The following is a 23,657-nucleotide window of genomic DNA, read 5'->3' as shown; positions in this document are numbered from 1 at the left end:
GGCGGACTCCCCTAAAAAAACAAGACTAAAAAATAAACAGGAAAAATGCAGTTCTACAATGTAGCTAAACACAGCGTGCTTAAACACAAAGTGCACAACATCGTTCCTCTTCAATTCTTAATAAGGAACAACTCTTGGTGACAACGATTTATTTACATCGTGATTCACGATCGCAGACTGGCTATTCTGATCGTGACGGGGGATCATATCGCAAAATGAAACGAAGATCCTCTTTCTTTTGCACAGTTTTTATGGTTTTTATCCACAGGCTTGATGATTTGTGATAATTCACCAAATGAAATATGCAAAGGCGTTCTAGTGTACTTGAGTCGCCCTATAAATAGCAATTGGGGATAACTTTCTCTTTGCATAAATCTCCTCTTCTTATAGTAAGTGATCAAATATCTCTCACTTGATCCACCAAAGATCCTTGCGCTTTCACCATGAGTCCGTATAATCTTGCACCCTGCGTGCTTGTACCAACAAAGTCACTTATTAAGGCGCTCTTTTAGGTCGCTAATAAGCGTACTCGTTGCGCATAAGTCAGGATTGATTATCGGGTTTGCTAAAAAAGACGACAAAAATCGGTACTTAAAGCGTCATCTTGATTGACGCATTTGAGTGATTTTATTACAATCCCGCATCTTTCCATCATTGATGCTGCGATTGAAGTACTGGTTTGTTTATTTATTGCACGCCTGTCTGTCAACGCATTTGCTGAATCAGTAATTATATTAAGTAGGTAGAAATCGCCATGAAACGCACTTTTCAACCGTCTGTACTGAAGCGCAACCGTAACCACGGCTTCCGCGCTCGTATGGCCACTAAAAATGGTCGTCAGGTTCTGGCTCGCCGTCGTGCGAAAGGCCGCTCTCGTCTGACCGTTTCTTCGAAATAATAAAAGCTAACCATTCCGTGGTTAAGCTCGCTTTTCCAAGGGAGTTACGTTTGTTAACTCCCAAGCATTTCAATTTTGTTTTCCAGCAACCACAACGCGCGAGTTCACCAGAAGTTACTATTTTGGGTCGCCAGAATGAGCTGGGGCATCCCCGCATCGGTCTAACAATCGCAAAGAAAAACGTTAAACGTGCTCATGAGCGCAATCGTATTAAACGATTAGCCCGTGAATACTTTCGTTTACATCAGCATGAATTACCGCCGATGGATTTTGTGTTATTAGTAAGAAAAGGGGTTGCTGAACTTGATAACCACCAATTGACGGAAGTGTTGGGTAAATTATGGCGTCGTCATTGTCGCTTGGCTCAAAAGTCCTGATCTTGCTGATTAGGGGCTATCAACTGGGGATTAGTCCTCTGTTGGGGCCTCGTTGTCGTTTTAATCCTACGTGCTCTCATTATGGAATTGAGGCATTGCGCAGGTTTGGAATGATAAAAGGTAGTTGGTTAACAGTGAAACGCATATTAAAATGCCACCCTTTACACGAAGGTGGTGATGATCCTGTCCCACCTAGAAAAAACGACGATAACAGAGAAAATTAACGATGGATTCGCAACGCAATCTTCTATTCATCGCTTTGCTGTTCGTTTCTTTCCTGATCTGGCAGCAGTGGGAGGGTGATAAAGTTTCACAAAACACCACCACTACTACTCAGATCTCGCAACAAGCGGACATGCCAAGTAGTGATAGTCTTGCTGTAACTGGTAACAGCAATGAGCAGGCAAAATTGATTACCGTAAAAACTGATGTACTTGATCTTAGTATCAATACTCAAGGCGGTACAATCGATGAGGCTGATTTGTTAGCCTATCCCGCCGAGCTTAATTCACAGACACCTTTCCGTTTACTGGAAACTACACCTCAATTCCTGTATCAGGCTCAAAGTGGCTTAATTGGCCCAGATGGCCCAGATCAGAAATCTCGCCCAGTTTATACCGCTGATAAAAACGAATTCGTACTTGGTGAAAATCAGGATGAATTACGTGTACCTATGACTTTTGTGAATGAAGAAGGCGTAAAATTCGTCAAAACCTTTATTCTGAAAAAAGGTCAGTACGATATCGGTATTGAATACAAAATTGAGAATACAACAGATAAAACACTGACAATGAACTTCTACGGTCAGTTAAAACAATCTGTTAAATTGCCAGAAAGCCGTGATACGGGTAGTAGCAACTTTGCGCTACACACTTATCGTGGTGCGGCATATTCCTCAGATGAAACCAACTATAAAAAATATAGCTTTGGTGATATCGAAGATAAAAACTTATCTCTAACCACGAATAATGGTTGGGTTGCGATGTTACAACAATACTTCGCAACAGCATGGGTTCCTTCTAAAGATAGTCAGAACAATAACTTCTACTCAATTACTTTAGAAAATAAATCCATTGCTCTGATTGGTTATAAATCAGCACCTGTTACTATTGCACCAAATAGTACAGCTGACATCACTTCTACATTATGGGTTGGTCCAGAAATTCAGTCTGAAATGTCCGCTATCGCGCCACATTTAGACCTATCTGTAGACTATGGTTGGTTATGGTTTATCTCTCAACCACTGTTTAAACTGTTGAAATTCCTTCACAGCTTTATCGGTAACTGGGGCTTCTCCATCATCATGATCACCTTTATCGTTCGTGGTATCATGTACCCGCTGACCAAAGCGCAGTACACCTCCATGGCGAAAATGCGTTTACTGCAACCAAAACTGGCTGCTCTGCGTGAACGTATTGGTGATGACAAACAACGTATGAGCCAAGAAATGATGGCGTTATACAAACAAGAGAAAGTAAACCCTCTGGGTGGTTGTTTACCACTAATTATCCAGATGCCAATCTTCCTTGCGTTGTATTACATGCTGATGGGCTCAGTTGAATTACGTCATGCTCCATTTATGTTATGGATCCAAGACTTGTCTGCACAAGACCCATACTACATCCTGCCATTATTAATGGGTGTAACTATGTTCATCATTCAGAAACTGTCTCCAACAGCAGTGACTGATCCGATGCAACAAAAAATCATGACCTTTATGCCGGTTGTGTTTACTGTATTCTTCCTGTGGTTCCCATCAGGTCTGGTTCTGTACTATATCGTCAGTAACTTAGTGACCATCATCCAGCAGCAGTTAATTTACCGCGGTCTGGAAAAACGTGGCTTACACAGCAGAGACAAAAAATAAGGTCACATGAGGAAAAACCTCTTCCTTGGTTACATTCAAAGGAAAGTGACATAAAATAGCGAAGGCGGTCTACAATGACCGCCTTCTGTTTTTTATATTTATATGATTATTCTGATTAAGCGAGTACACCATGCATAGCACTGATACTATCGTCGCTCAGGCCACACCTCCGGGAAGAGGCGGTGTTGGTATCCTACGCGTTTCTGGCCCGAAAGCTGCCCTTGTGGCGCAAACCGTTTTAGGTAAATTGCCTAAACCTCGTTATGCCGATTACCTGCCATTTCGCAATGATGACAACTCAGTACTTGATCAGGGTATCGCCCTTTTCTTCCCAAATCCGAACTCATTTACAGGTGAAGATGTTCTAGAACTACAAGGCCATGGTGGCCCCGTTATTCTAGATTTATTACTAAAACGTATTTTACAAATTCCCGGTGTGCGTATTGCAAATCCGGGGGAATTTTCTGAACGTGCATTTTTAAATGACAAACTCGATTTAGCACAAGCAGAAGCCATTGCTGATTTAATTGATGCCAGCTCAGAACAAGCGGCTCGTTCAGCAATTAATTCATTACAAGGTGCTTTTTCCTCTCATATTAACGAGATGGTAGAGTCATTAACTCACTTGCGTATCTATGTTGAAGCGGCCATTGATTTCCCTGACGAAGAGATTGATTTTCTTTCTGACGGTATCATTGAAGGAAAACTTAATGCCGTTATTGCTGAATTAGATGATGTTCGTGCTCAAGCTCGCCAAGGTAGCTTGTTACGTGAAGGGATGAAAGTGGTGATCGCTGGTCGTCCGAATGCAGGTAAATCAAGCCTATTAAATGCATTAGCCGGTCGAGAAGCGGCGATTGTCACGGATATTGCCGGTACAACTCGTGATGTATTACGTGAGCATATTCACATTGATGGTATGCCATTGCATATTATCGATACAGCAGGCTTACGTGAAGCCAGTGATGAAGTAGAACGCATTGGTATTGAACGTGCTTGGAAAGAGATTGAGCAAGCAGACAGAGTGCTATTTATGGTTGATAGCACCACAACCGATGCAACAACACCTGAAGATATCTGGCCTGAGTTTATGGCTCGCTTACCAAATACCTTACCTGTTACTGTTATTCGTAACAAATCAGACTTAACAGGGGAAAATGTCGAGATCACAGCACAAGGTAACTACCCGATGATCCGCTTATCTGCCCGTGATGGTATGGGTATCGAGTTACTGCGCGATCACCTAAAAGAAGCGATGGGCTTTAATAGTAATACTGAAGGTGGTTTCTTGGCTCGTCGCCGTCATTTACAGGCATTAAATACCGCAGCAGAACATTTACAGCAAGGCCATGAGCAACTGGTTTATGCAAAATCAGGTGAGTTATTGGCAGAAGAGTTGAGACTCGCTCAACAAGCATTAAGTGAGATCACTGGTGAATTTACTTCAGATGACTTATTAGGTCGTATTTTCTCTAGTTTCTGTATTGGGAAGTAACCACTAAATCTTACCTGCTATACCGTGTAACTTTCAGTTTAACGGTTATAGCAGGTAAAACTAAATTTACACACTATAACCACTAAGCCTTGATCTACACGCTATAACCGGTATATTAGACATTAACGCCTATAACCGGTAGAAGATGATGATTATAATTAACGCCTATCAACTCAGCGTACATCTAAAGGATGTCCGATTAACAAAAAAGCTTTCTCAAGGTAAAGTTGCCCAAAAAGTGGGAATTCGACAAGACACCGTGTCCAATTTTGAACTTAACCCTAATTCCACCAAGCTAGAAACCTTTTTCAAACTGCTCTCCGCACTAAATTTAGAGATGGAAATTCATCCTAAAGATGCTAAAAATAATTTAGCACACAAAAGTGAATGGAAAGAGGAGTGGTAAATGATGAGCCTTGATGTGTATATGAATGAATATTATGTGGGAATTTTTACCAAAAAAAGCTCAGGTGCGCATTCATTCCAATATGCTGAAGATTGGGTTAATCAACCAGGAAGTCGTCCTATATCTCTTTCTATGCCACTACAACTTCAAGAATATCAGGGAGATTGTGTCTATAATTTTTTTGACAACCTTTTACCTGATAATACTGAAATTAGAAATCGCATTGTGAGTCGCTATAATGCGAACTCAAGTCAACCATTTGATCTATTAGCCGCCGTAGGTGCAGATACGGTTGGTGCATTGCGGTTACTTCCTAGTGGTAGTACACCAACTAATATAAAAAAAATAGAATATAACAAACTTGATAACGCTGAACTTGAGAAAATACTATTAGGATATCAATCCAATACCCCACTCGGCATGCTTGAAGAATATACTGATTTCAGAATTTCTATCGCTGGTGCACAAGAAAAAACAGCATTACTTTTAAAAGATGATCATTGGTGTGTACCACACAATAATACGCCAACTACACATATTATTAAGCTACCCATTGGGGTTATTGAGGGTCATTCCTATACAATGGATTTATCCGATAGTGTAGAAAATGAATATCTTTGTACCTTAATTGCCAAAGAATTTGATCTTCCCGTTCCTCACTGTTTTATTATTAAAACAAAAAATATTAAAGCACTTGCTGTAGAACGTTTTGATAGAAAATATTCATCAGATAAATCGTGGATAATACGTTTACCCCAAGAAGATTTTTGCCAAATTCTAAATATACCTTCAGCTATAAAATATGAAAATGAAGGAGGCCCAGGCATTATTGATATTATGAATTATTTGCTAGGTTCATCAAATGCCGATCAAGACCGTTTTCATTTTATGAAGGCACAAGTACTCTTTTGGCTTTTGGCTGCAACAGATGGACATGCAAAAAATTTTTCTATTTTTATCAATCAAGAAGGACGTTTTCACCTCACTCCTCTTTATGACATCATGTCTATCTATCCCAATTTCGGAGGAAGAGGACTTAACCCACGAGATGCAAAACTCGCTATGGGATTACAAGCAAGTCGAGGCAAAAAATATGCCATAGAGCAAATTTTTCCTCGCCATTTTTACCAAACAGCTGAAGCTGTCGGCTTCGATCCTTCATTGATGACTGATATTCTTCGTTATTTTTATAACGAAATGGACGATGTCATCAAACGTGTAAAACAACAACTACCTAATGATTTTCCTTCTGAAATTAGCAATAAAATATTGGATGGGATGAAAGCACGCTCTGTAAGATTAGCCAATATTTAATAATCTACCTACTATAGCGTGTAATTCTCAATTTAACGGTTGTAACAGGTAAAGTCTGAATACGTTCGATTAAACAAAAAGTAAGAGAAATTACTTATCTTTTTTATATTATTTAATACTATTTTTTAATTAAACGATTAATAATAAATATCAAATAATGTATCTCGTTATTTTTTATTTAATCATAGATTAAATAACGCAATCGTTTACTTTACCTTTCCATTTTTTTAAAAGAAAAATAGATTTTACATAGAGAAAAAATACGTATTTAAATTATGATGTTTAATGATCTAAATATAGAAAATCAGTCAATGACAATGCTAAACTTCGCCTTTAGTTAACTGGGTAAATATCCCCCTTATATTTAAGAGTCTATCGTGAGAACGCTTTATTTTACTGCGCTGACAACAGGCATTCTTTCTGCCATTTGGGCATTTGTTGCTAATCAATTTGATTTATTAAGCTGGGCCGGCTTTTTAGGTTGTACCGCTTATTTTGCTTATCCTAAAGAAGGTGTTAAAGGACTAGCGATCACAATAGCAACGATTATGAGTGGCGTAATTTGGGCATTAGCCATTATTTATGGTAGCCAGATTTTTAATGATATTTCTATTTTCGGCTATGCCGTAACGGGTGTAATTGCCTTCGTAATGTGCATTCAAGCTAAAAGCGCCTTACTTGCTTATATTCCCGGCACTTTTATTGGAGCATGTACCATTTTTGCAGCACAAGGCGAGCTCATTCAAACCATTCCCTCGCTAATTGTGGGTGTTTTATTTGGTTATGCAATGAAAATGAGTGGACTTTGGATTGCCAATAAATGGCCAAAAACAGCTTAATGTGGATTATGGCACAATAAAAAGCGGTATCTAGATAATCTAAAACCGCTTTTTTCTTTTAATCACTTTTCGATTATTTTAATTGAAAATCTAATGAGACAATTAAAGGATCCAATAGGTTTTCAGGTTTAGGGCCTATAGGCTTTACACGTTTAACCGCAGCAATAGCTGCATTATCAAGGGAAGAAATACCAGAGGTACTTTCTATCTCAACCCTTGAAATTGTACCTTCTGATGTTAATGAAAAACTCACCACTACCTGGCCTTCATGTTGCATGCGACGAGCTTGTGATGGATAACGTTTATGGCGCTCTATCTCTCGACGCAGTGAACTAATATAGTGATTATCAGATTCACCTTGCCCTATTCCTTTCTCACTTAACGCATGACTTCTTCCCGCTAATGAGCTTGCCGTATGTTGTGTTAAGCTTTCTGCCGAGGCTTCTGATGCCGTTTGTGCTATTTGGCTTTCTACATCACGCTGTTTTATTGGCTCTACTTTTTCTTGTATCACCTGTTTTTTTACTGGTGTAATTGGTTTTATTGGTATGGGCTTTTCCCTTATTTTTTCAGGTGTTTTTTTTTGTACCTCAACAAACGCCCCTTTTTCTGAACTCGGTAAAACAATAGCGCTCTCTTGAGGCTCAATTTTTTCAATAGGCTCAGGCACCACTGTAGATTGCTGGGGCGGTGAAAATACCACTTGATAAACAGATAATGTATTCTCTTGTTGCTGATGAATATGGTGTGCACTTTCTGTCATAGAAAGTGAACGTAACACCCAACTTAATATGGCGATATAAACTAACGATATACCTATTAACCAGTAGTAAATATTAAGCGGATGCCTGACAGAAAGTGCCAACATAAATAAAAGCTCCTTACTCTCTTTTAATTAAAATTGTGCAGTCACACCTAATCGGAACGTTCTTCCGGGTGCAGGCATACCTGATCGCGTTAGTGGATCAATGTAATATTCGTTTAATAAATTACTTCCCGTTATTTCAAACGATAAATTAGGGCTATATTGATAGTTAATATAACCATCAACGGTAAAGACTTTTGCCCAACGCATCGGGTTATTATTTCTACCGTACATTTCTCTTGGTAATTTTTCTTTTAGCCATTTTTCATCTTTATTTTCTACTTCTGATGAATAGAGCCAACGGCTACCTATTTCTAATTTATTATCTAACCAACGAGTTCCGAAATGTAAATTAACCGAATATTTAGGCTGAATAGAAGTACGTAAAAAACCTCCCGGATAACCGCCCGTCATACACTCTTTAATACCCAAGAAACCAAAGGGATCATAGTGACTAAAAGCATTTTTATCGCATACCTTATTTTTATGGCTATACACTAAAGCGGTATCCATAAAAATAAAACCGTTATCAAAGCGCGCTTGAACTTCCAGCCCCTCTAATATTTGCTTTTCAAATTGCCTAATTTGCCAATTTGCATCTCTATCAAACACATTTTCGATATTGGTATAAAAATAATTTATTTTAATATCAGCATGGCGTTCGACATTAAGCCAATCGGTCAAATCAAACACAACCCCAAACTCTGTACTTTTCGCACGCTCGGGTTTTAATTTAAAACCGTAATAACGGGCTTTAGAGCCTGAAAACCCGCTAGTATCTTCAAATAAATTAGGTAATCGTAGCTGCTCAGTATAACGCCCATAAAAACGCAATATATCACTGGCATACACCGTTGCAGACACGAGTGGTGAAAATGCCCCATGCTGATAGCTGGGTTCAGATTCAAAATTATCTTTATCATCATCAAGATAAATAGGAATTGGATTTGTCACGCCCATTTCATATTTATTAACTAATTTACCGGTAATAGGATCGGGCACTTTTTCATTGATATCAGCATAACCACTTAAGAATATATTGTTACTTTTAGATAATTCGCCATTTTCGTCATAAAGTATGACGGTATGTTCTGTGACCATAAGGCGTTTTTGAGACGATTTTATGTTGAGATTTCCTTGTTCATCATGAAGAAAGTCATCTTGCATCATATCAATCTGAATTCTTCTAACTTCATTACTATTAATAATCTTTTCTTTTATTTCAGGTGATAAATTTTCATATTCAGGATAAATAAAGTTAGACTGTTGAAACTCTCGCACTTTTTTATATATTTCTGGATAACGTCGATAATTTTTAATCTCTTCAGGTAACGTTTCTACATCTATCCGATTAATGGCTCGATATAATATATATTCCTCCGCGGTTAATGTACGTCGATAAGGAAGAATAAAACCTCTTATTGGCGGTGATTTTTCATAACCTTTTACGTTATTACGCCGCTTATTATTTAAAAAAGTATCTGTTAAATGATAATAATGATATTTCCCACCCGCGGTAATGGCTAACCAAGACAGTGGCTTCCAATCTGTGGAAAGAGCTAAATTAATTTCATGACGTTGCCCTGCTCGCCCAGCGGTAACAAAATCAAAACCTGTAGGTAATTCCAATTCATCACTATCTAATTTCTCAAATTGATAATGACTGGAAAATGCAATAGAAAATTGCGGTGACAATTTAAATATTGATGATAAATCAACACCATATCGATTGTTTTTCTGATAAAGAGAAGCCGTATCAATAAAACGGATATCTGTCTTTAGATTCAATTTAGATACAAACAGATCACTATAATCAATATGCATGGGTACTCTTGGTTCACCTCCTCGAGTATTGGTATGCCCAGAAGTTAAATTGCCCCATAATCGTAACAGTAAATCTATTTTTTTATCTTCTGGTTTATATTGATAAGTTAATATTCCCGCCTGCTGATTAATCGTTGCTAATGGCCATTGATTTACTAAATTTTTATCATAACGAACCCAACTTAAACGTGATGGCATAATATCGCCAAACAGTAAATCGGTGTATCGGTAATTAATCGAAAAACGGTGTGTTGATTCAGGGAATAATGTCGCTTTAACTAAAAATGAACGATTACGACTGGATGTATTCGGTACTTCATTACCAGGACGATAAATATGGGCAATAAAAGGAACATAAGGTGTCAATCTTACTTTATAATCATTTGAATTAATTGATTTCATATTATCTGTTTCGAGATAGGCTTTTGTATTTCTTTTTCCTGCTAAATAATTTCCTTTTTCTCGTAATGCATAAGCAAATAATAAATTAAAATTTTCTTTTTCAAACCCAACACCTAAGCGGAATGAATGATCATGAAAACGCCAACTTTTATTTTTTTGAGGTGTGATTCCTAAAACAGGATCACTGATTTTCGTTCCTTTATGATGAAATTGAGGATATTTTCGATAATCTTCAAGCATGTTTAAATAAATTTCTTTATACCGTGTTGAGTTATTACTAATATCCCCTTTAAAATTAATCCCAAAAGAATCACCAATAGGCACAATATCGCGAATATCCAGCGTTTTAATCGCAATACCACCACCAATACCTGTTTTCATATCAGGGGTTAATGAAGGGCCTTTTTCAATATAGATACTGCTAATCAGATTAGAATCAATATAGTTACGATTAGAAGCACCACTGTAACCACGATAAACCGTGATTGCTTGCTCTGTGCCATCCACCGTAACAGGAATTCGCCCTTGCCCTTGAATACCCCGAATATTCGGATCAAGCGCCCCACCATTACGCGCTTCACCACTATAAACTCCAATGGCACTTTTGAGTAAATCTGCAGGAGAAACACCTTGATAACGCTCTAATAGCTCTTTGCCTAAATAAATATTAGAGACGTCTTTCTCATAAACTTGTGAATAACCTTCGGTATCTTTTTCTTTATTATCAGAAATCTGAATATGACCAAGATCGGTTTTATCTTCTTTGGCTTGCAGATAAAAGCAAGGAGAAATTAGCGATAGAGAAACGAAGATTGAAACAATTTTCCGCTTTCTAAAAAGCATTACATGCATTGTTTTACCTATTCAATTAATAAAGGAAGTAACTTATTTAATTAAAATTGTTTTTCTAATTTAAATAATACTTCATGTTGCTGATATTGATATAACCAATCCACATTGCTTAATCTTCGGGTATAACGGAATTCTATTACAGGGTAAAACCCTAAAATAACAGTTGATTTATTTTTAATATTGGTTGTGAAAATAAAGCTATTATCTTTTCTTCTCTTTTTTAATAAAGGATTATAATTATTAAAACATTTAAATTGATACTGTAAAAAAAAAGAGATATTCCAACTTACTGACAATGGATAATAAACGCCTGTTTTTATACCATACAGCTGATAATTTAATAAAGTGTTTTTTTTACGATCCAACTGATAATTTAATTGATTAACTAACTGCATTCTATTATTAAAATAATAGTTATGGTTAGCATTATAACTAAGTTGCTGAGTATTTAAATTATTTAAAAATTTTTGATATTTTTTTACCTTATAATCCAAACTTAAATTAATAGTTTGCTTTTTATTAATCAAATAAGAAAATTGTGTTTCACTCCCCCATGCTTGATATTCATATTGAGCTTGTGATTTTTTTATTTCGTAATAAGGTGTCATTGACCATTGATATTGATTTTTTTGGTAGCGATAACTCAGTTGTGTATATAACGCAAGAAAATTAGCGTTACGGTAAGAGTGATAATCGATATATCGTACATAAGTATAAGAAGAGAAAGTATGGTAAGAATAAATAATAAAAGGTTGATAAAAAGAAAAATAATGAGCAAGACCTGTTGATGCAATGGGTTTGGCACCTCTTAGCGTAATTTTTCTTTGAGTCGATTGAGAGACAATTTGTTCTGCTAAGTAAGGTGCTTGATTAATATTATCATCATAAAAAAAGCTAAGTTGATAGAAACGCTGACCTTGAAAATAAGAGGCTAACTTAACCCTATAAAACTCAATAGATTGGACAATATTTTTAGGTAAATCAACAATGTTACTTAATTGATTGAGTTGCTGTTGTGCTTTTTTATATTCTCTCAAATAAAAATAAAGCTGAATTAACCCTGTTTGCGCTGGGATAAAATCGGCTTTTTGTTTAAGTTGCTGCTGATAATAAAATTCAGCGTTTAAAAAATCCCCCTTTGCTTGGGCTAAAAGCGCTTTAGCGTAATCAATTAAGAGTGTTTCATGTAAAGGTAATTGTTGATAGTCCAGTAGTAGTTCTTCAGCCTTTTTCCACTGCTGTTGCTGTAAAGCACTATAAAGTTGTTGCCCTATTTGGGCAACGTAATATTGAGGTGAGGAATAGGAGAATAAAACGGAATTATTTTCTTTGGCGCTTACTTTTAATGGAATGAATAACACACTGATAATAAAAAATAATTCCATTCGTTTTTGATAATAACGCATGGTATATCCTTATAATAAAAATCGACCTATTCCTTAAGGTCGATTTATTTTTGATAAAAAAAAACAGATAACCCTATACCTGATTATCTGTTGCTAACATTTAGCATAATGACCACTAATACCACTTCTAAAGAATTAACCGATTGTATTACCAAACAAATTTATAATATTATTTTTGAAAAAATTAAGAAGCATCCGTGCTTGCTGTCGTTTCTTCATTTCCACTGCTATCTTTCGTACCACCGAAGCCAATATCTTTTGTATGGTCTGAACTGAACACGACAATACCCGCTAATACATCCGCGCTTTCACCAAAGAAGGCACCTTCAACAACCCCTGATGTTGTGCCCTCTTTTGCATCCGCAGAAAACGTCACTTGGTTATTGGCGGTATAAAGATTTCCACCTTCTAACTGAACTGTACGTTGACTATTCGCCAATGAACCTTCAATTTTCTTTTGTGAAAAATTAACATCAAACGTACCTGAAAGTAGATTACTACCACTGTATTGGCTAATACCTGTTACCGTATAAGTTGCGCTGTCTGTCGGTAGTGTGGTTGTGACATCTTTACCGACATAATAGGTTTGATGTGTCGCATCTGTTGCTGATGTTGTTTTTGCCCAATCACCAAAATAGACATTAGCATCAGTGATTTTGGCAAAATGGAAAATCCCCATATCACTGTGTTGATGATTAGATTGGACTGTATAAATTCCATTACTGTCTGCTCCACCACTCATCATGGGTGATGTTAACGAAGCAAAGCTAAGTTTTGCACCATTTCCAATACTTTTGATCCCAACACCAGGTTCTCCACCGGCTGATTGATGAGAACCTCGATTCACTGCATCACTTGCACCTACAACCATCGTTGTTAAAACACCACTTTGATTAGAGTGAATTTCAGCTTGCACTGCATGTGTACCCATTAATACGAATAACGCACAAGTTATTTTATTCAGTTTTTTCATAATAATTTCCATATTATTCATGTGAGGATGTGGTTACTTATTATAAATAAAATAATAAGTAACCACTTACAGAGGTATTTATATTTTTATCTTTCCAACTTCACTTGCGAATATAAAGCTTGCTGTGTTGTCGGTGAACCATATTAAATAAATTCCTTTCATTGTAAATAACTCTTTTTAATAACAATGATTTTAATTAGCCTTATTTATGTTATGGAGATATGTTTAATATGATGTTTTAATTTAAATTTTTATTAAAACAAATTAAAAAGTCATTATTATTCCATGTTGTTTTTTGTGAACAACCTCGCAATTAATTAAATTACTTTATTTTAAAACTAATTAATATTTATTAGGTTTTTTATATTTATTATATACAATACATTGAGAATATAATCATTATTTAAATTAAAAAATGTTTTTCATTCATTATAATTTATTTATTTCATCAGGAATTATTTTTATAAAGACATCACGATCTTTATTTTGAATATTATTATTCCAAATAACACCTATTTCCCATTGTGTGTACAAACCAGACAGTGGCAACAAAGTGACTTTTTGTTTGTCACAAATAAGTTCTGCATTTTTAGGCACCAATGCCATTCCTAATCCCGCGGCAACTAACGCCAGCTGTGTTTGAATATCTTGTGATTGTTGTAATACACGAGGCTTTATTTGATGATGCTTTAAAAAAGCATGGATTTGTTGATATAGTTTTTTTCCTTTCTCAGGAGCCAACTGAATAAGCCCAAGCGTATTAAAGTAGTGTAATGGATCATCATCAGCCTCTAACACCATAATAGTTTGCGTGGGAATTGCTAACATCAATCGCTCTTGTACTAATGGAATACCTTTTAGTGGCTCAGAAATAGGCAAACGTGAAAAAGCTAAATCCAATTCACCTAAAAGTACTTTATCTTCCATTATATTAGAGGGCATATCATCAATATGAACCGTAATATCTGGATAATCTTGCTTAAATTTAGCCAATAAAGGGGTGATAAAGCTTAATGATGACAAGCCAAACCCAGCATAAAGCTCGATCTTTTGAGGCTCAATTAATTGGCGAGCCTGTTTTTCTAAAAGACGAACTTCTCTTAATACTGATTGACATTGATTGAGTAAATATTGCCCTTCTAGGGTAAGTTTTGCACCTTGGCGCCCACGTTGAAAAAGAGTAACACCCAATTGAGATTCTAATGTTTTTATTTGTTTAGTGAGTGCAGGCTGACTAATACAAAGCTTTAATGATGCTTCACCAAAATGTTCAGTTTCAGCCAGTACAGCAAATGCGTTCAATAAACGAGTGTCCATGATTAATCATTAATCCTACATAGTTTTTACTTTTATTATCCTATCATAAAATAAATAAATAAAATTAATAACCAAGACCAACAACCTGATAAATAAAATATTCTAGCTTTCTTTGAGATTATTCCCTCACTATAAAAACGTATTTTTTGCTCCAGCTACAATTCCTTATTTTTTCTTTTAGATAACCATTTAGAATCGATAAGCGTTACAGCAAGAAATAACCCTGTTCTACATCTCTTTTTCACGGAATGGATACCTTATTTTCTGGCATCATAATGGCAATAAAGGAGTATCTATGTTTGCTAAGTTCCTATTTATAATTCTTTCATTATTAGGATCCTCTTTTTCCTGTTTTGCAGGAAATGGGCTGGTGGACAGAACATGGAATGCCACAGGGCTTGATACACAAAGCTATCGACAAGCATTAAGACAACCTACGGCAAGCTCTCGATATACTCTTTTTAATATCACACCAGATATGCCTGTTCCTGGTGGTACAAACCCCTCTGATCATCAAGGTATTCGTTATATTGCAATGAAATATGGCCCTTATGGTCAACCTGAACACTATAAAACCTACCAAATTATGTTTTCTCATTATTCAAATAGCAGTACAAAAAAAATTCGCTATTTAGGTGAACTATATACCGTTGTCGGTGATATCTATTTAATCGATCCTTTTGCAACAACCAATGAATGGCAACGCGGCCGTAGCCAAATCGTTGAAGAATATTATGAAATATTAGATGCTCACGGAAATAGAACTGGCAAAGGATTACGCTTTAATAACTGGGACAAACCTATTCATATAACTAAATGGTCATCAAATTAATATACTCTTAATCAATATTCTATTTTGTTAATTCTCTCTTAATGTCGTTATTCTTTCTTTTATTAAAATAGAGCCTTTAAATATTAACTTACGTTAATACATTCTAAGTTTATATAAATAAAAAATATAAAAATATCAACAACTGACTTTATTCTCTTAATTTATATTTAATTATTTCTCTATATAGAAGTTTAATTCAAAGAAAAGTTATTTTTTATTTTACTTATCTATTTCAAACAACCGTTAGCTTATGAAAATCATAGAATATTATTTCAAACAGTTTAGAACTATCGCATTGCCAGATCGTGTGTATTTAAAAAATAAGTTTATTCGTAACTTAGGTTATCAACCAAATTTTAAAATACCAACATCACTAAATGAAAAAATCAATGCACGCATGCTATTTGATAGAAATCCAATTTATACGCGCTTAGCAGATAAGATTAGAGTGAGAGACTATGTGATAGATAAAATAGGCCCATCTTATCTTGTTCCTATTATTAAAATTTATTCACACCCTGATGAAATAGATATCTCTCAACTTCCTTCACGCTTTGTATTGAAATGCAATCATGACAGTGGAAGCACAGTGATATGCCTTGATAAATCAACCTTTGATTTTGAAAAAGCAAAGAAAAAACTTCATTTTCATTTAAAGCGTAACCTCTATCCCGTCACTCGTGAATGGCATTATAAAAATATCAAAGCTCAAATCATCTGTGAAGAATATATTGATTTATTTGATACAAAAAAACCAATGATACCAACAACTTGTCGTCTTCACTGTTTTAATGGTCAGCCTCATTATGCCGAGATTGATATCTCTGACACCAAAGGAAATGAGTATATAAATGTGTATGACACAAATTGGCAGTTACAACCCATCACCTTAGAAGATCCCAACACACCAGAACCTGTTGAAAAACCGACTCAATTTGAAAACATGTTGCAATTAGCCGCTAAAATGGCAAATGGCTTTAATTATTGCCGAGTTGATTTTTTAATGTCTGAAAATAAGCTCATCTTTAGCGAAATGACCTTTACCCCAAATGCAGGACGTATTCCCATCAAACCTAAAGAGTGGGATTACAAATTAGGAGCATTGTGGTCATAAATAAAGTGAAAGATCAAATAGGTGTAATGCAAGAATATATAGTTATTACACCTATTCTAATGTGTTTCATGTTCATTAGTCAGTTAGTCGTTGTGGATGAGTAAACACGGTTGCTCTTCCGCGACGACAAAAACCCACCAGCGTTACATTATATTTATTAGCGACTTCGACCGCTAAAGAGGTTGCCGCAGAAACTGCAAATAAAATTTCCGCACCACACATCGCGGCTTTTTGTACCATTTCATAGCTAGCTCGGCTTGAAACTAATACCGCACCTTCACTCCACTGCTCTTGTGCCTTCATACCTAAAAGCTTATCCAGTGCAACGTGACGACCAACATCTTCACAGCCACCTTGCATTTCACCCTCTGGTGATAACCAAACAGCCGCATGAGTACAGCCAGTTAATTCACCAATTTCTTGAACGGTTGTCATCTGCTCTAAGGCTTTATCAAGATTTGAAAGTGAAAATGTTTGTGTAAAAGGTAACGGTGTAATAGGTCGGAAAATCTCTTCAAGTTGTTCTGTCCCACAAATCCCACAGCCTGTACGCCCAGTCATATTGCGACGACGTTCTTTTAAGCCCATAAAACGGCGGCTTGATAATTCAACTTGAACTTCAATGCCTCCGTGACAACTTTCCACAATTTCGATACTGCGAATTTCATTAGAAGACTCTATAATGCCTTCGGATAAAGAAAATCCGACAGCAAACAACTCTAAATTTTTAGGGCTTGCCATCATAACAACGTGAGAAATTCCGTTGTACACTAATGCAACAGGAACTTCGAGTGCAATATAATCGTCTTCTTGTCTGTTAAGAGATCCTTTGTGTTGCACAATTGTTTGATCTACGCCAATGATTACACGTTTAGTTAACAATTTTGTCGATTTTGTTTCATCCATAAGATGAATTCCTAAATTTATTAATACATAATAACAATACGGGTAAAACGATTTTACACTACCTATCAGGCAATGAACCTGATCCTATTAAGGATAATAGGAATAAAAAAACAATCAGCTCCATTTTCGTGAAGAAAATCAGAGTCAGTAAAAGCAATGTATGATGAGGAGAGACCCCATGCAGGTCAGCAGAAGACAGTTCTTTAAGATCTGTGCTGGCGGTATGGCAGGTACTACAGCGGCGGCGCTCGGTTTTGCACCAGCAGTTGCGCTAGCAGGCTCGCGTCAGTATAAATTACTGAGAGCCCGCGAAACCCGCAATACCTGTACGTACTGTTCTGTCGGTTGTGGACTATTAATGTATAGTCTGGGCGATGGCGCGAAAAACGCAAAAGAAACAATATTCCATATTGAAGGTGACTCAGACCATCCAGTAAACCGCGGTGCATTATGCCCTAAAGGTGCTGGTCTTGTGGATTTCATCCACAGTGAAGGTCGCTTAAAACACCCAGAATACCGTGCACCCGGCTCGGATAAATGGGTAAAACTTTCATGGGAAGAAACATTTGATCGTATTGCGCGCTTAATCAAAAAAGACCGCGATGCCAACTTCCAGAAACTCAATAAAGAGGGTGTCGAAGTCAACCGTTGGTTAACAACCGGTATGCTTTGCGCCTCTGCAGCAAGCAATGAAACTGGGTTTTTAACTCAGAAATTCTCAAGAGCTCTTGGGATGCTAGCTGTCGATAACCAAGCGCGTGTCTGACACGGACCAACGGTAGCAAGTCTTGCTCCAACATTTGGTCGCGGTGCGATGACCAACCACTGGGTTGATATGAAAAACGCCAACCTTATCGTCGTTATGGGCGGTAATGCGGCAGAAGCACACCCTGTGGGATTCCGCTGGGCGATGGAAGCTAAAATCCATAATAACGCCAAGCTCATTGTTATTGATCCTCGCTTCACCCGTACTGCGGCTGTTGCGGATTTCTATACGCCTATCCGTTCTGGTACTGATATTACGTTCTTATCGGGCGTTATCTTATATCTGCTCGAAAATAAGAAATATCAAAAAGAATACGTTGAGGCTTATACCAATGCTAGCTTGATTGTCCGTGAAGACTATCACTTTGATGATGGTTTATTCAGCGGATATGATGCAGAAAAACGTCAATATGATAAAACCACTTGGAACTACGAGATGGATGAAAATGGTTTCGCAAAACGCGACACCACATTACAACATCCTCGTTGTGTCTGGAATCTGTTAAAAGAACACGTTAGCCGTTACACGCCCGATGTGGTTACTCAGATTTGTGGTACACCAAAAGAAGATTTCTTAAAAGTCTGTGAATATATTGCTGAAACAGCAGCGAAAGATAAAACAGCATCTTTCCTGTATGCATTAGGCTGGACTCAACATACTGTTGGTGCTCAAAATATTCGTACCATGGCAATGATCCAATTACTGTTAGGTAATATGGGTATGGCTGGTGGCGGTGTTAACGCACTACGTGGTCACTCCAATATTCAAGGCTTAACTGACCTCGGTCTATTATCTCAAAGCTTACCAGGTTATATGACTCTGCCTTCTGAAAAGCAGACTTCATTAGAAACCTACTTAGCTGCGAATACGCCAAAAGCGACGGTACCAGGACAAGTTAACTACTGGGGTAATTATCCTAAATTCTTCGTCAGCATGATGAAGACATTCTATGGTGATAATGCTCAACGCGATAATGATTGGGGCTTCTCACTGTTACCTAAGTGGGACAAACCTTACGACGTTCTACAATACTTCGAGATGATGGATAAAGGTGAAGTCAACGGCTATATCTGCCAAGGCTTTAACCCTGTTGCCTCATTCCCGAATAAGAACAAGGTTATTCGTTCATTATCAAAACTGAAATTCCTTATCACAATGGATCCGCTAAATACTGAAACTTCGTGTTTCTGGCAGAACCACGGTGAGGAGAATGACGTTAAAACAGAAGATATTCAAACTGAAGTCTTCCGTTTACCAACAACCTGTTTCGCAGAAGAAGACGGCTCTATCGTTAACTCTGGTCGCTGGTTACAGTGGCACTGGAAAGGGGGAGATGCCCCTGGTATTGCTATCCCTGATGCTGAGATTTTATCAGGTATTTTCCATCGTTTACGCCAACTCTACAAAGAAGAAGGCGGCGCGATGCCAGAGCAGGTGTTGAATATGACTTGGGATTACTTTGATCCTGATAATCCAACATCCGCAGAAGTTGCACAAGAAAGTAATGGTAGAGCATTAGTCGATTTAAAAGATGCTGATGGCAATATCATTCTGAAAAAAGGTCAACTGCTTAGCTCGTTCGCTCAGTTACGTGATGATGGTACAACAGCAAGTGGCTGTTGGATCTTCGCGGGTAGCTGGACAGAGAAAGGCAACCAAATGGCTAACCGTGATAACTCCGATCCATCAGGATTGGGTAATACATTAGGTTGGGCATGGGCATGGCCTCTTAACCGTCGCATTATTTATAACCGTGCATCGGCAGACCCACAAGGTCAACCATGGGATCCTAAACGTAAGTTAATCGAATGGGATGGTAGCAAATGGACAGGTATTGATGTACCTGACTATAGCAACGCTGCACCAGGTTCTGATGTTGGTCCATTTATTATGCAGCCAGAAGGTATGGGACGTCTGTTTGCTATCGACAAGATGGCAGAAGGTCCATTCCCTGAGCACTATGAGCCAATTGAAACACCATTGGGTACTAATCCACTGCATCCAAATGTAGTTTCAAACCCAGCAGCGCGTATCTTTAAAGATGACTGGAAAGATATGGGTAAAGCAGAAGATTTCCCATATGTCGGTACAACTTATCGTCTGACAGAACATTTCCACTTCTGGACTAAACACGCGCGCTTGAATGCGATTATTCAGCCACAACAATTTATTGAAATTGGTGAGCGTTTAGCCGCAGAAAAAGGCATTGTGCAAGGCGATACCGTTAAAGTCAGCTCAAAACGTGGTTATATCAAAGCCAAAGCTGTGGTGACTAAACGTATTAGAACCCTTGATGTGGATGGCCGCAAAGTGGATACCATTGGTATTCCTATCCACTGGGGCTTTGAAGGTGTTGCAGTCAAAGGCTTTATTGCTAATACGTTAACGCCATTTGTTGGTGATGCAAATACACAAACGCCTGAGTTTAAAGCGTTCCTTGTTAATGTGGAAAAGGTGTAAGGAGATAAATTATGTCACTGCAATCCCAAGACATTATTCGTCGCTCTGCCACCAATTCTCTTACTCCCGCACCTCATGTGCGGGATTACAAGGAAGAAGTGGCAAAACTTATCGACGTAACGACCTGTATCGGCTGTAAAGCCTGTCAGGTTGCTTGTTCTGAATGGAACGATATTCGCGATAAAATTGGCACTAACGTTGGTGTTTACGATAACCCAACTGACTTAACGGCAAAATCATGGACAGTGATGCGCTTCTCTGAAGTTGAAGAGAATGGCAAGCTGGAATGGTTGATCCGTAAAGACGGTTGTATGCACTGTGCTGACCCAGGCTGTTTAAAAGCATGCCCAGCAGAAGGTGCCATCATTCAATACGCTAACGGTATTGTTGATTTCCAATCAGAACACTGTATTGGTTGTGGTTATTGTATTGCAGGTTGTCCTTTTGACGTGCCTCGCATTAATGAAGAAGATAACCGTGCTTACAAATGTACGTTATGTGTTGACCGTGTTGAAGTCGGCCAAGAGCCTGCATGTGTGAAAACGTGCCCAACAGGCGCGATTCATTTTGGTTCGAAAGAAGCGATGATCAATCTTGCAAGCGAACGTGTTTCAGAACTGCAAACTCGTGGTTACGACAATGCTGGCCTTTACGATCCACAAGGTGTGGGTGGTACACACGTGATGTATGTTCTCCATCATGCTGACAAACCAAACCTGTATCATGGTTTACCAGAAAACCCAGAAATTAGCTCAACGGTTAAATTCTGGAAAGGCATCTGGAAACCATTAGCAGCGGTTGGTTTTGCCGCAACCTTCGCGGGTGCAATTTTCCATTATTTAGGTGTAGGTCCAAACCGTACAACTGAAGAAGATGAAGAAGAAGCGCTCAAAGAGATGGAAGCATCTTCTAAAACACAGACCTCTGTGAATAAGGAGGAGCAGAAATGATGAAGAAGAAAGGCGATAAAATTCTTCGCCACACCGCTTCTGAGCGTATTAACCATTGGTTAGTAGTGATTGTATTTCTGTTTACTGCTATCAGCGGATTGGGTTTCTTCTTCCCATCTCTGAACTGGTTCATGAATATTTTAGGTACACCAGAACTGTCGCGTTTGTTGCACCCATTCGTGGGTAGCGTGATGGCGTTCCTCTTTCTCTTTATGTTCTTCAGATATCTGAAGCACAACTTTATTGATAAAGATGACTTAGTCTGGGCTAAAAACATTCATAAAGTACTGCAAAATGAAGAAGCTGGCGATATTGGCCACTACAACTTAGGTCAGAAGGGTATTTACTGGACATTAAGTATCAGCCTTATCTTACTAACAGTCAGTGGTGTTATCATTTGGCGTCCTTATTTCGCAGAATATTTCTCGATCCCAGTGATTCGAATTGCCTTATTAGTTCACTCATTATCAGCAATCTTACTGATAATCACCGTATTTGTTCATGCTTATGCGGCGTTCTGGGTGAAAGGTTCAATTCGTAGCATGATTGAAGGCTGGGTAACTCGTGGTTGGGCTAAAAAGCACCACCCTCGTTGGTATCGTGAAATTCTCGAAGAAGAGAAAAAAGAAGCCGAAAAGCAGTCACAGAAATAATGACCTAAAGTGTATTTCTGAACAAACGGAGGCTTGTTAGCCTCCGTTTTTTATTCAATTTACGTCTGGTTTTAAGGCGTAAAAAAACAATAAAATCACGCTATTATTACCCACTGTCATGGCTTCGTGTCTGTATTTGATTTATTCTGAAGCCAAACCCTGTGGGTATTCACTATAAAATTTAAGATAATAGGAAGATAGAACGTTATGAGTATTCGCATCGTTCCTAAAGAGCAATTAGGTAAAGAACAATCAGAAAAAGGTATTAGTTTCATTCCACCAGTATTATTCCCTAATCTGAAAAACCTTTATCAACGTCGTGCTGAACGTTTTCAATCACTTGCAAAAGATAATCCTTTTGCAAACTACCTTGAATTTGCAGCTGAAATTGCTAAAGCTCAAGAAAAAGCACTCCATGACAATCCATTAATCATTGATCTTGCGCCACTTCTCACACAGCAAGCGGGTATTGCACCTTTAGATAAAAAAACATTCAAACGTAGTAAACATTGGCATGCTTTATTAGCCTCGATTATTGCTGAATTACGTCCGGTTGTACCTGAAAGTGTCACTATCACATTAGAAAACCTGTCTAAAGCTTCTGAAACTGAATTAGAAGAGATGGCGACAGCATTACTTAATGATGAGTATTCAAAAGTACCTGCGGATAAATCGGTCTTTATTTGGTCTGCATTATCCCTTTATTGGGCACAATTGGCCTCTAATATTCCAGGTAAAGCAAAAACAGAATATGGTGAAAATCGCCAATTCTGTCCTGTTTGTAACAGTATGCCAGTTACAAGCATGGTACAAATCGGAACAACGCAAGGCTTACGCTATTTACATTGTAATTTATGTGAAACCGAGTGGCATGTTGTGCGTATTAAATGCACCAACTGTGAGCTAACGGGTAAACTAAATTACTGGTCATTAGACAGTGAAAATGCTCCGGTTAAAGCAGAAAGCTGTGGTGATTGTGGAAGCTATCTGAAAATTTTATATCAAGAAAAAGATGCCAATGTTGATGCTGTCGCTGATGATTTAGCGTCTATTGTTCTTGATGCAAAAATGGAAGAAGAAGGATTTGCTCGTAGTAGCATTAACCCATTCCTGTTCCCAAATGAATAATAATTAGGTACTA

20 protein-coding genes are annotated in these 23,657 nt (G+C 37.7%); 14 read left to right on the top strand and 6 right to left on the bottom strand.

Going from position 1 to position 23,657, the window contains the following annotated elements; all coding sequences use genetic code 11:
- Positions 1-754 precede the first annotated feature (754 nt).
- The 8 genes from rpmH (at position 755) to GTH24_RS20085 (ending at position 7,196) form a co-directional block, all read left to right on the top strand.
- Entirely contained in the window at positions 755-898 is a 144-nt protein-coding gene (gene rpmH, locus GTH24_RS20120; protein WP_036933424.1) for a 50S ribosomal protein L34, read from the top strand.
- A 17-nt stretch (positions 899-915) separates the two neighbouring features.
- Positions 916-1,275, top strand: coding sequence for a ribonuclease P protein component (gene rnpA, locus GTH24_RS20115; protein ID WP_071788569.1), 360 nt, complete (start codon positions 916-918; stop codon positions 1,273-1,275).
- On the top strand, positions 1,239-1,499 hold the full coding sequence (gene yidD / locus GTH24_RS20110) for a membrane protein insertion efficiency factor YidD (RefSeq protein ID WP_072070482.1): 261 nt from the start codon (positions 1,239-1,241) through the stop codon (positions 1,497-1,499). The genes rnpA and yidD overlap by 37 nt, the downstream gene beginning before the upstream one ends.
- Positions 1,500-1,501: 2 nt before the next feature.
- Positions 1,502-3,142, top strand: a complete 1,641-nt coding sequence (gene yidC, locus GTH24_RS20105; protein ID WP_072070483.1) for a membrane protein insertase YidC — start codon at positions 1,502-1,504, stop codon at positions 3,140-3,142.
- Between the two features lie 130 nt (positions 3,143-3,272).
- Positions 3,273-4,637, top strand: coding sequence for a tRNA uridine-5-carboxymethylaminomethyl(34) synthesis GTPase MnmE (mnmE, locus tag GTH24_RS20100; RefSeq protein WP_023583363.1), 1,365 nt, complete (start codon positions 3,273-3,275; stop codon positions 4,635-4,637).
- A 148-nt stretch (positions 4,638-4,785) separates the two neighbouring features.
- Entirely contained in the window at positions 4,786-5,043 is a 258-nt protein-coding gene (locus tag GTH24_RS20095) for a helix-turn-helix domain-containing protein (RefSeq protein ID WP_072070485.1), read from the top strand.
- Complete coding sequence (locus GTH24_RS20090; protein ID WP_164526895.1) at positions 5,044-6,357, top strand: type II toxin-antitoxin system HipA family toxin; 1,314 nt, start codon at positions 5,044-5,046, stop codon at positions 6,355-6,357.
- Between the two features lie 377 nt (positions 6,358-6,734).
- On the top strand, positions 6,735-7,196 hold the full coding sequence (locus GTH24_RS20085; protein ID WP_082151834.1) for a DUF1097 domain-containing protein: 462 nt from the start codon (positions 6,735-6,737) through the stop codon (positions 7,194-7,196).
- A 73-nt stretch (positions 7,197-7,269) separates the two neighbouring features.
- Here GTH24_RS20085 and GTH24_RS20080 read toward each other — a convergent pair whose 3' ends face one another.
- The 5 genes from GTH24_RS20080 to GTH24_RS20060 form a co-directional block, all read right to left on the bottom strand.
- On the bottom strand, positions 7,270-8,064 hold the full coding sequence (locus tag GTH24_RS20080) for an energy transducer TonB (protein ID WP_164526894.1): 795 nt from the start codon (positions 8,062-8,064) through the stop codon (positions 7,270-7,272).
- A gap of 27 nt (positions 8,065-8,091) precedes the next feature.
- Positions 8,092-11,139, bottom strand: a complete 3,048-nt coding sequence (locus tag GTH24_RS20075) for a TonB-dependent receptor domain-containing protein (protein ID WP_164526893.1) — start codon at positions 11,137-11,139, stop codon at positions 8,092-8,094.
- Between the two features lie 41 nt (positions 11,140-11,180).
- Positions 11,181-12,545 (bottom strand): surface lipoprotein assembly modifier, encoded by a 1,365-nt coding sequence (locus GTH24_RS20070; protein ID WP_164526892.1) that lies wholly within the window; start codon positions 12,543-12,545, stop codon positions 11,181-11,183.
- 184 nt (positions 12,546-12,729) lie between these two features.
- Positions 12,730-13,518, bottom strand: coding sequence for a Slam-dependent surface lipoprotein (locus tag GTH24_RS20065; protein WP_164526891.1), 789 nt, complete (start codon positions 13,516-13,518; stop codon positions 12,730-12,732).
- A 429-nt stretch (positions 13,519-13,947) separates the two neighbouring features.
- Positions 13,948-14,835, bottom strand: a complete 888-nt coding sequence (locus GTH24_RS20060; RefSeq protein WP_164526890.1) for a LysR family transcriptional regulator — start codon at positions 14,833-14,835, stop codon at positions 13,948-13,950.
- A 295-nt stretch (positions 14,836-15,130) separates the two neighbouring features.
- Between GTH24_RS20060 and umoA the strand changes: the two genes are divergently transcribed.
- A complete protein-coding gene (gene umoA, locus GTH24_RS20055; RefSeq protein WP_115351331.1) occupies positions 15,131-15,667 on the top strand; it encodes a UmoA family flagellar biogenesis regulator in 537 nt (178 codons plus the stop codon).
- Positions 15,668-15,917: 250 nt separating this feature from the next.
- Entirely contained in the window at positions 15,918-16,781 is an 864-nt protein-coding gene (locus GTH24_RS20050) for an ATP-grasp fold amidoligase family protein (protein ID WP_072070492.1), read from the top strand.
- A gap of 75 nt (positions 16,782-16,856) precedes the next feature.
- Here GTH24_RS20050 and fdhD read toward each other — a convergent pair whose 3' ends face one another.
- A complete protein-coding gene (gene fdhD, locus GTH24_RS20045; RefSeq protein ID WP_072070493.1) occupies positions 16,857-17,687 on the bottom strand; it encodes a formate dehydrogenase accessory sulfurtransferase FdhD in 831 nt (276 codons plus the stop codon).
- A 178-nt stretch (positions 17,688-17,865) separates the two neighbouring features.
- Between fdhD and fdnG the strand changes: the two genes are divergently transcribed.
- From fdnG to fdhE, 4 genes are all read left to right on the top strand, one after another.
- Positions 17,866-20,913: a formate dehydrogenase-N subunit alpha gene (gene fdnG / locus GTH24_RS20040; RefSeq protein WP_141650228.1), complete on the top strand. Its 3,048-nt coding sequence runs from the start codon at positions 17,866-17,868 to the stop codon at positions 20,911-20,913.
- A gap of 11 nt (positions 20,914-20,924) precedes the next feature.
- The gene (gene fdxH, locus GTH24_RS20035; protein WP_036933457.1) at positions 20,925-21,863 is read left to right on the top strand and encodes a formate dehydrogenase subunit beta; all 939 of its coding nucleotides are present in this window, start codon (positions 20,925-20,927) and stop codon (positions 21,861-21,863) included.
- Positions 21,860-22,516 (top strand): formate dehydrogenase cytochrome b556 subunit, encoded by a 657-nt coding sequence (fdoI, locus tag GTH24_RS20030; protein WP_072070496.1) that lies wholly within the window; start codon positions 21,860-21,862, stop codon positions 22,514-22,516. Before fdxH ends, fdoI begins: the two co-directional genes overlap by 4 nt.
- Positions 22,517-22,723: 207 nt before the next feature.
- Positions 22,724-23,644, top strand: coding sequence for a formate dehydrogenase accessory protein FdhE (gene fdhE / locus GTH24_RS20025; protein ID WP_072070497.1), 921 nt, complete (start codon positions 22,724-22,726; stop codon positions 23,642-23,644).
- Positions 23,645-23,657 lie beyond the last annotated feature (13 nt).

This window comes from Proteus vulgaris, from assembly GCF_011045815.1.
In the GTDB taxonomy this organism is placed as follows: domain Bacteria; phylum Pseudomonadota; class Gammaproteobacteria; order Enterobacterales; family Enterobacteriaceae; genus Proteus; species Proteus vulgaris_B.
The sequence above is the reverse complement of the archived record's forward strand: the minus strand, read 5'-3'. Positions and strand labels throughout refer to the sequence as shown.

Excerpts from the sequence above, each read along its gene's own strand:
- rpmH (WP_036933424.1), top strand. The coding sequence starts at position 755 with ATGAAACGCACTTTTCAACCGTCTGTACTGAAGCGCAACCGTAACCAC.
- yidD (WP_072070482.1), top strand. The coding sequence starts at position 1,239 with ATGGCGTCGTCATTGTCGCTTGGCTCAAAAGTCCTGATCTTGCTGATT.
- yidC (WP_072070483.1), top strand. The coding sequence starts at position 1,502 with ATGGATTCGCAACGCAATCTTCTATTCATCGCTTTGCTGTTCGTTTCT.
- mnmE (WP_023583363.1), top strand. The coding sequence starts at position 3,273 with ATGCATAGCACTGATACTATCGTCGCTCAGGCCACACCTCCGGGAAGA.
- GTH24_RS20095 (WP_072070485.1), top strand. The coding sequence starts at position 4,786 with ATGATTATAATTAACGCCTATCAACTCAGCGTACATCTAAAGGATGTC.
- GTH24_RS20090 (WP_164526895.1), top strand. The coding sequence starts at position 5,044 with ATGATGAGCCTTGATGTGTATATGAATGAATATTATGTGGGAATTTTT.
- GTH24_RS20080 (WP_164526894.1), bottom strand. The coding sequence starts at position 8,064 with ATGTTGGCACTTTCTGTCAGGCATCCGCTTAATATTTACTACTGGTTA.
- GTH24_RS20075 (WP_164526893.1), bottom strand. The coding sequence starts at position 11,139 with ATGCATGTAATGCTTTTTAGAAAGCGGAAAATTGTTTCAATCTTCGTT.
- GTH24_RS20070 (WP_164526892.1), bottom strand. The coding sequence starts at position 12,545 with ATGCGTTATTATCAAAAACGAATGGAATTATTTTTTATTATCAGTGTG.
- GTH24_RS20065 (WP_164526891.1), bottom strand. The coding sequence starts at position 13,518 with ATGAAAAAACTGAATAAAATAACTTGTGCGTTATTCGTATTAATGGGT.
- GTH24_RS20060 (WP_164526890.1), bottom strand. The coding sequence starts at position 14,835 with ATGGACACTCGTTTATTGAACGCATTTGCTGTACTGGCTGAAACTGAA.
- umoA (WP_115351331.1), top strand. The coding sequence starts at position 15,131 with ATGTTTGCTAAGTTCCTATTTATAATTCTTTCATTATTAGGATCCTCT.
- GTH24_RS20050 (WP_072070492.1), top strand. The coding sequence starts at position 15,918 with ATGAAAATCATAGAATATTATTTCAAACAGTTTAGAACTATCGCATTG.
- fdhD (WP_072070493.1), bottom strand. The coding sequence starts at position 17,687 with ATGGATGAAACAAAATCGACAAAATTGTTAACTAAACGTGTAATCATT.
- fdxH (WP_036933457.1), top strand. The coding sequence starts at position 20,925 with ATGTCACTGCAATCCCAAGACATTATTCGTCGCTCTGCCACCAATTCT.
- fdoI (WP_072070496.1), top strand. The coding sequence starts at position 21,860 with ATGATGAAGAAGAAAGGCGATAAAATTCTTCGCCACACCGCTTCTGAG.
- fdhE (WP_072070497.1), top strand. The coding sequence starts at position 22,724 with ATGAGTATTCGCATCGTTCCTAAAGAGCAATTAGGTAAAGAACAATCA.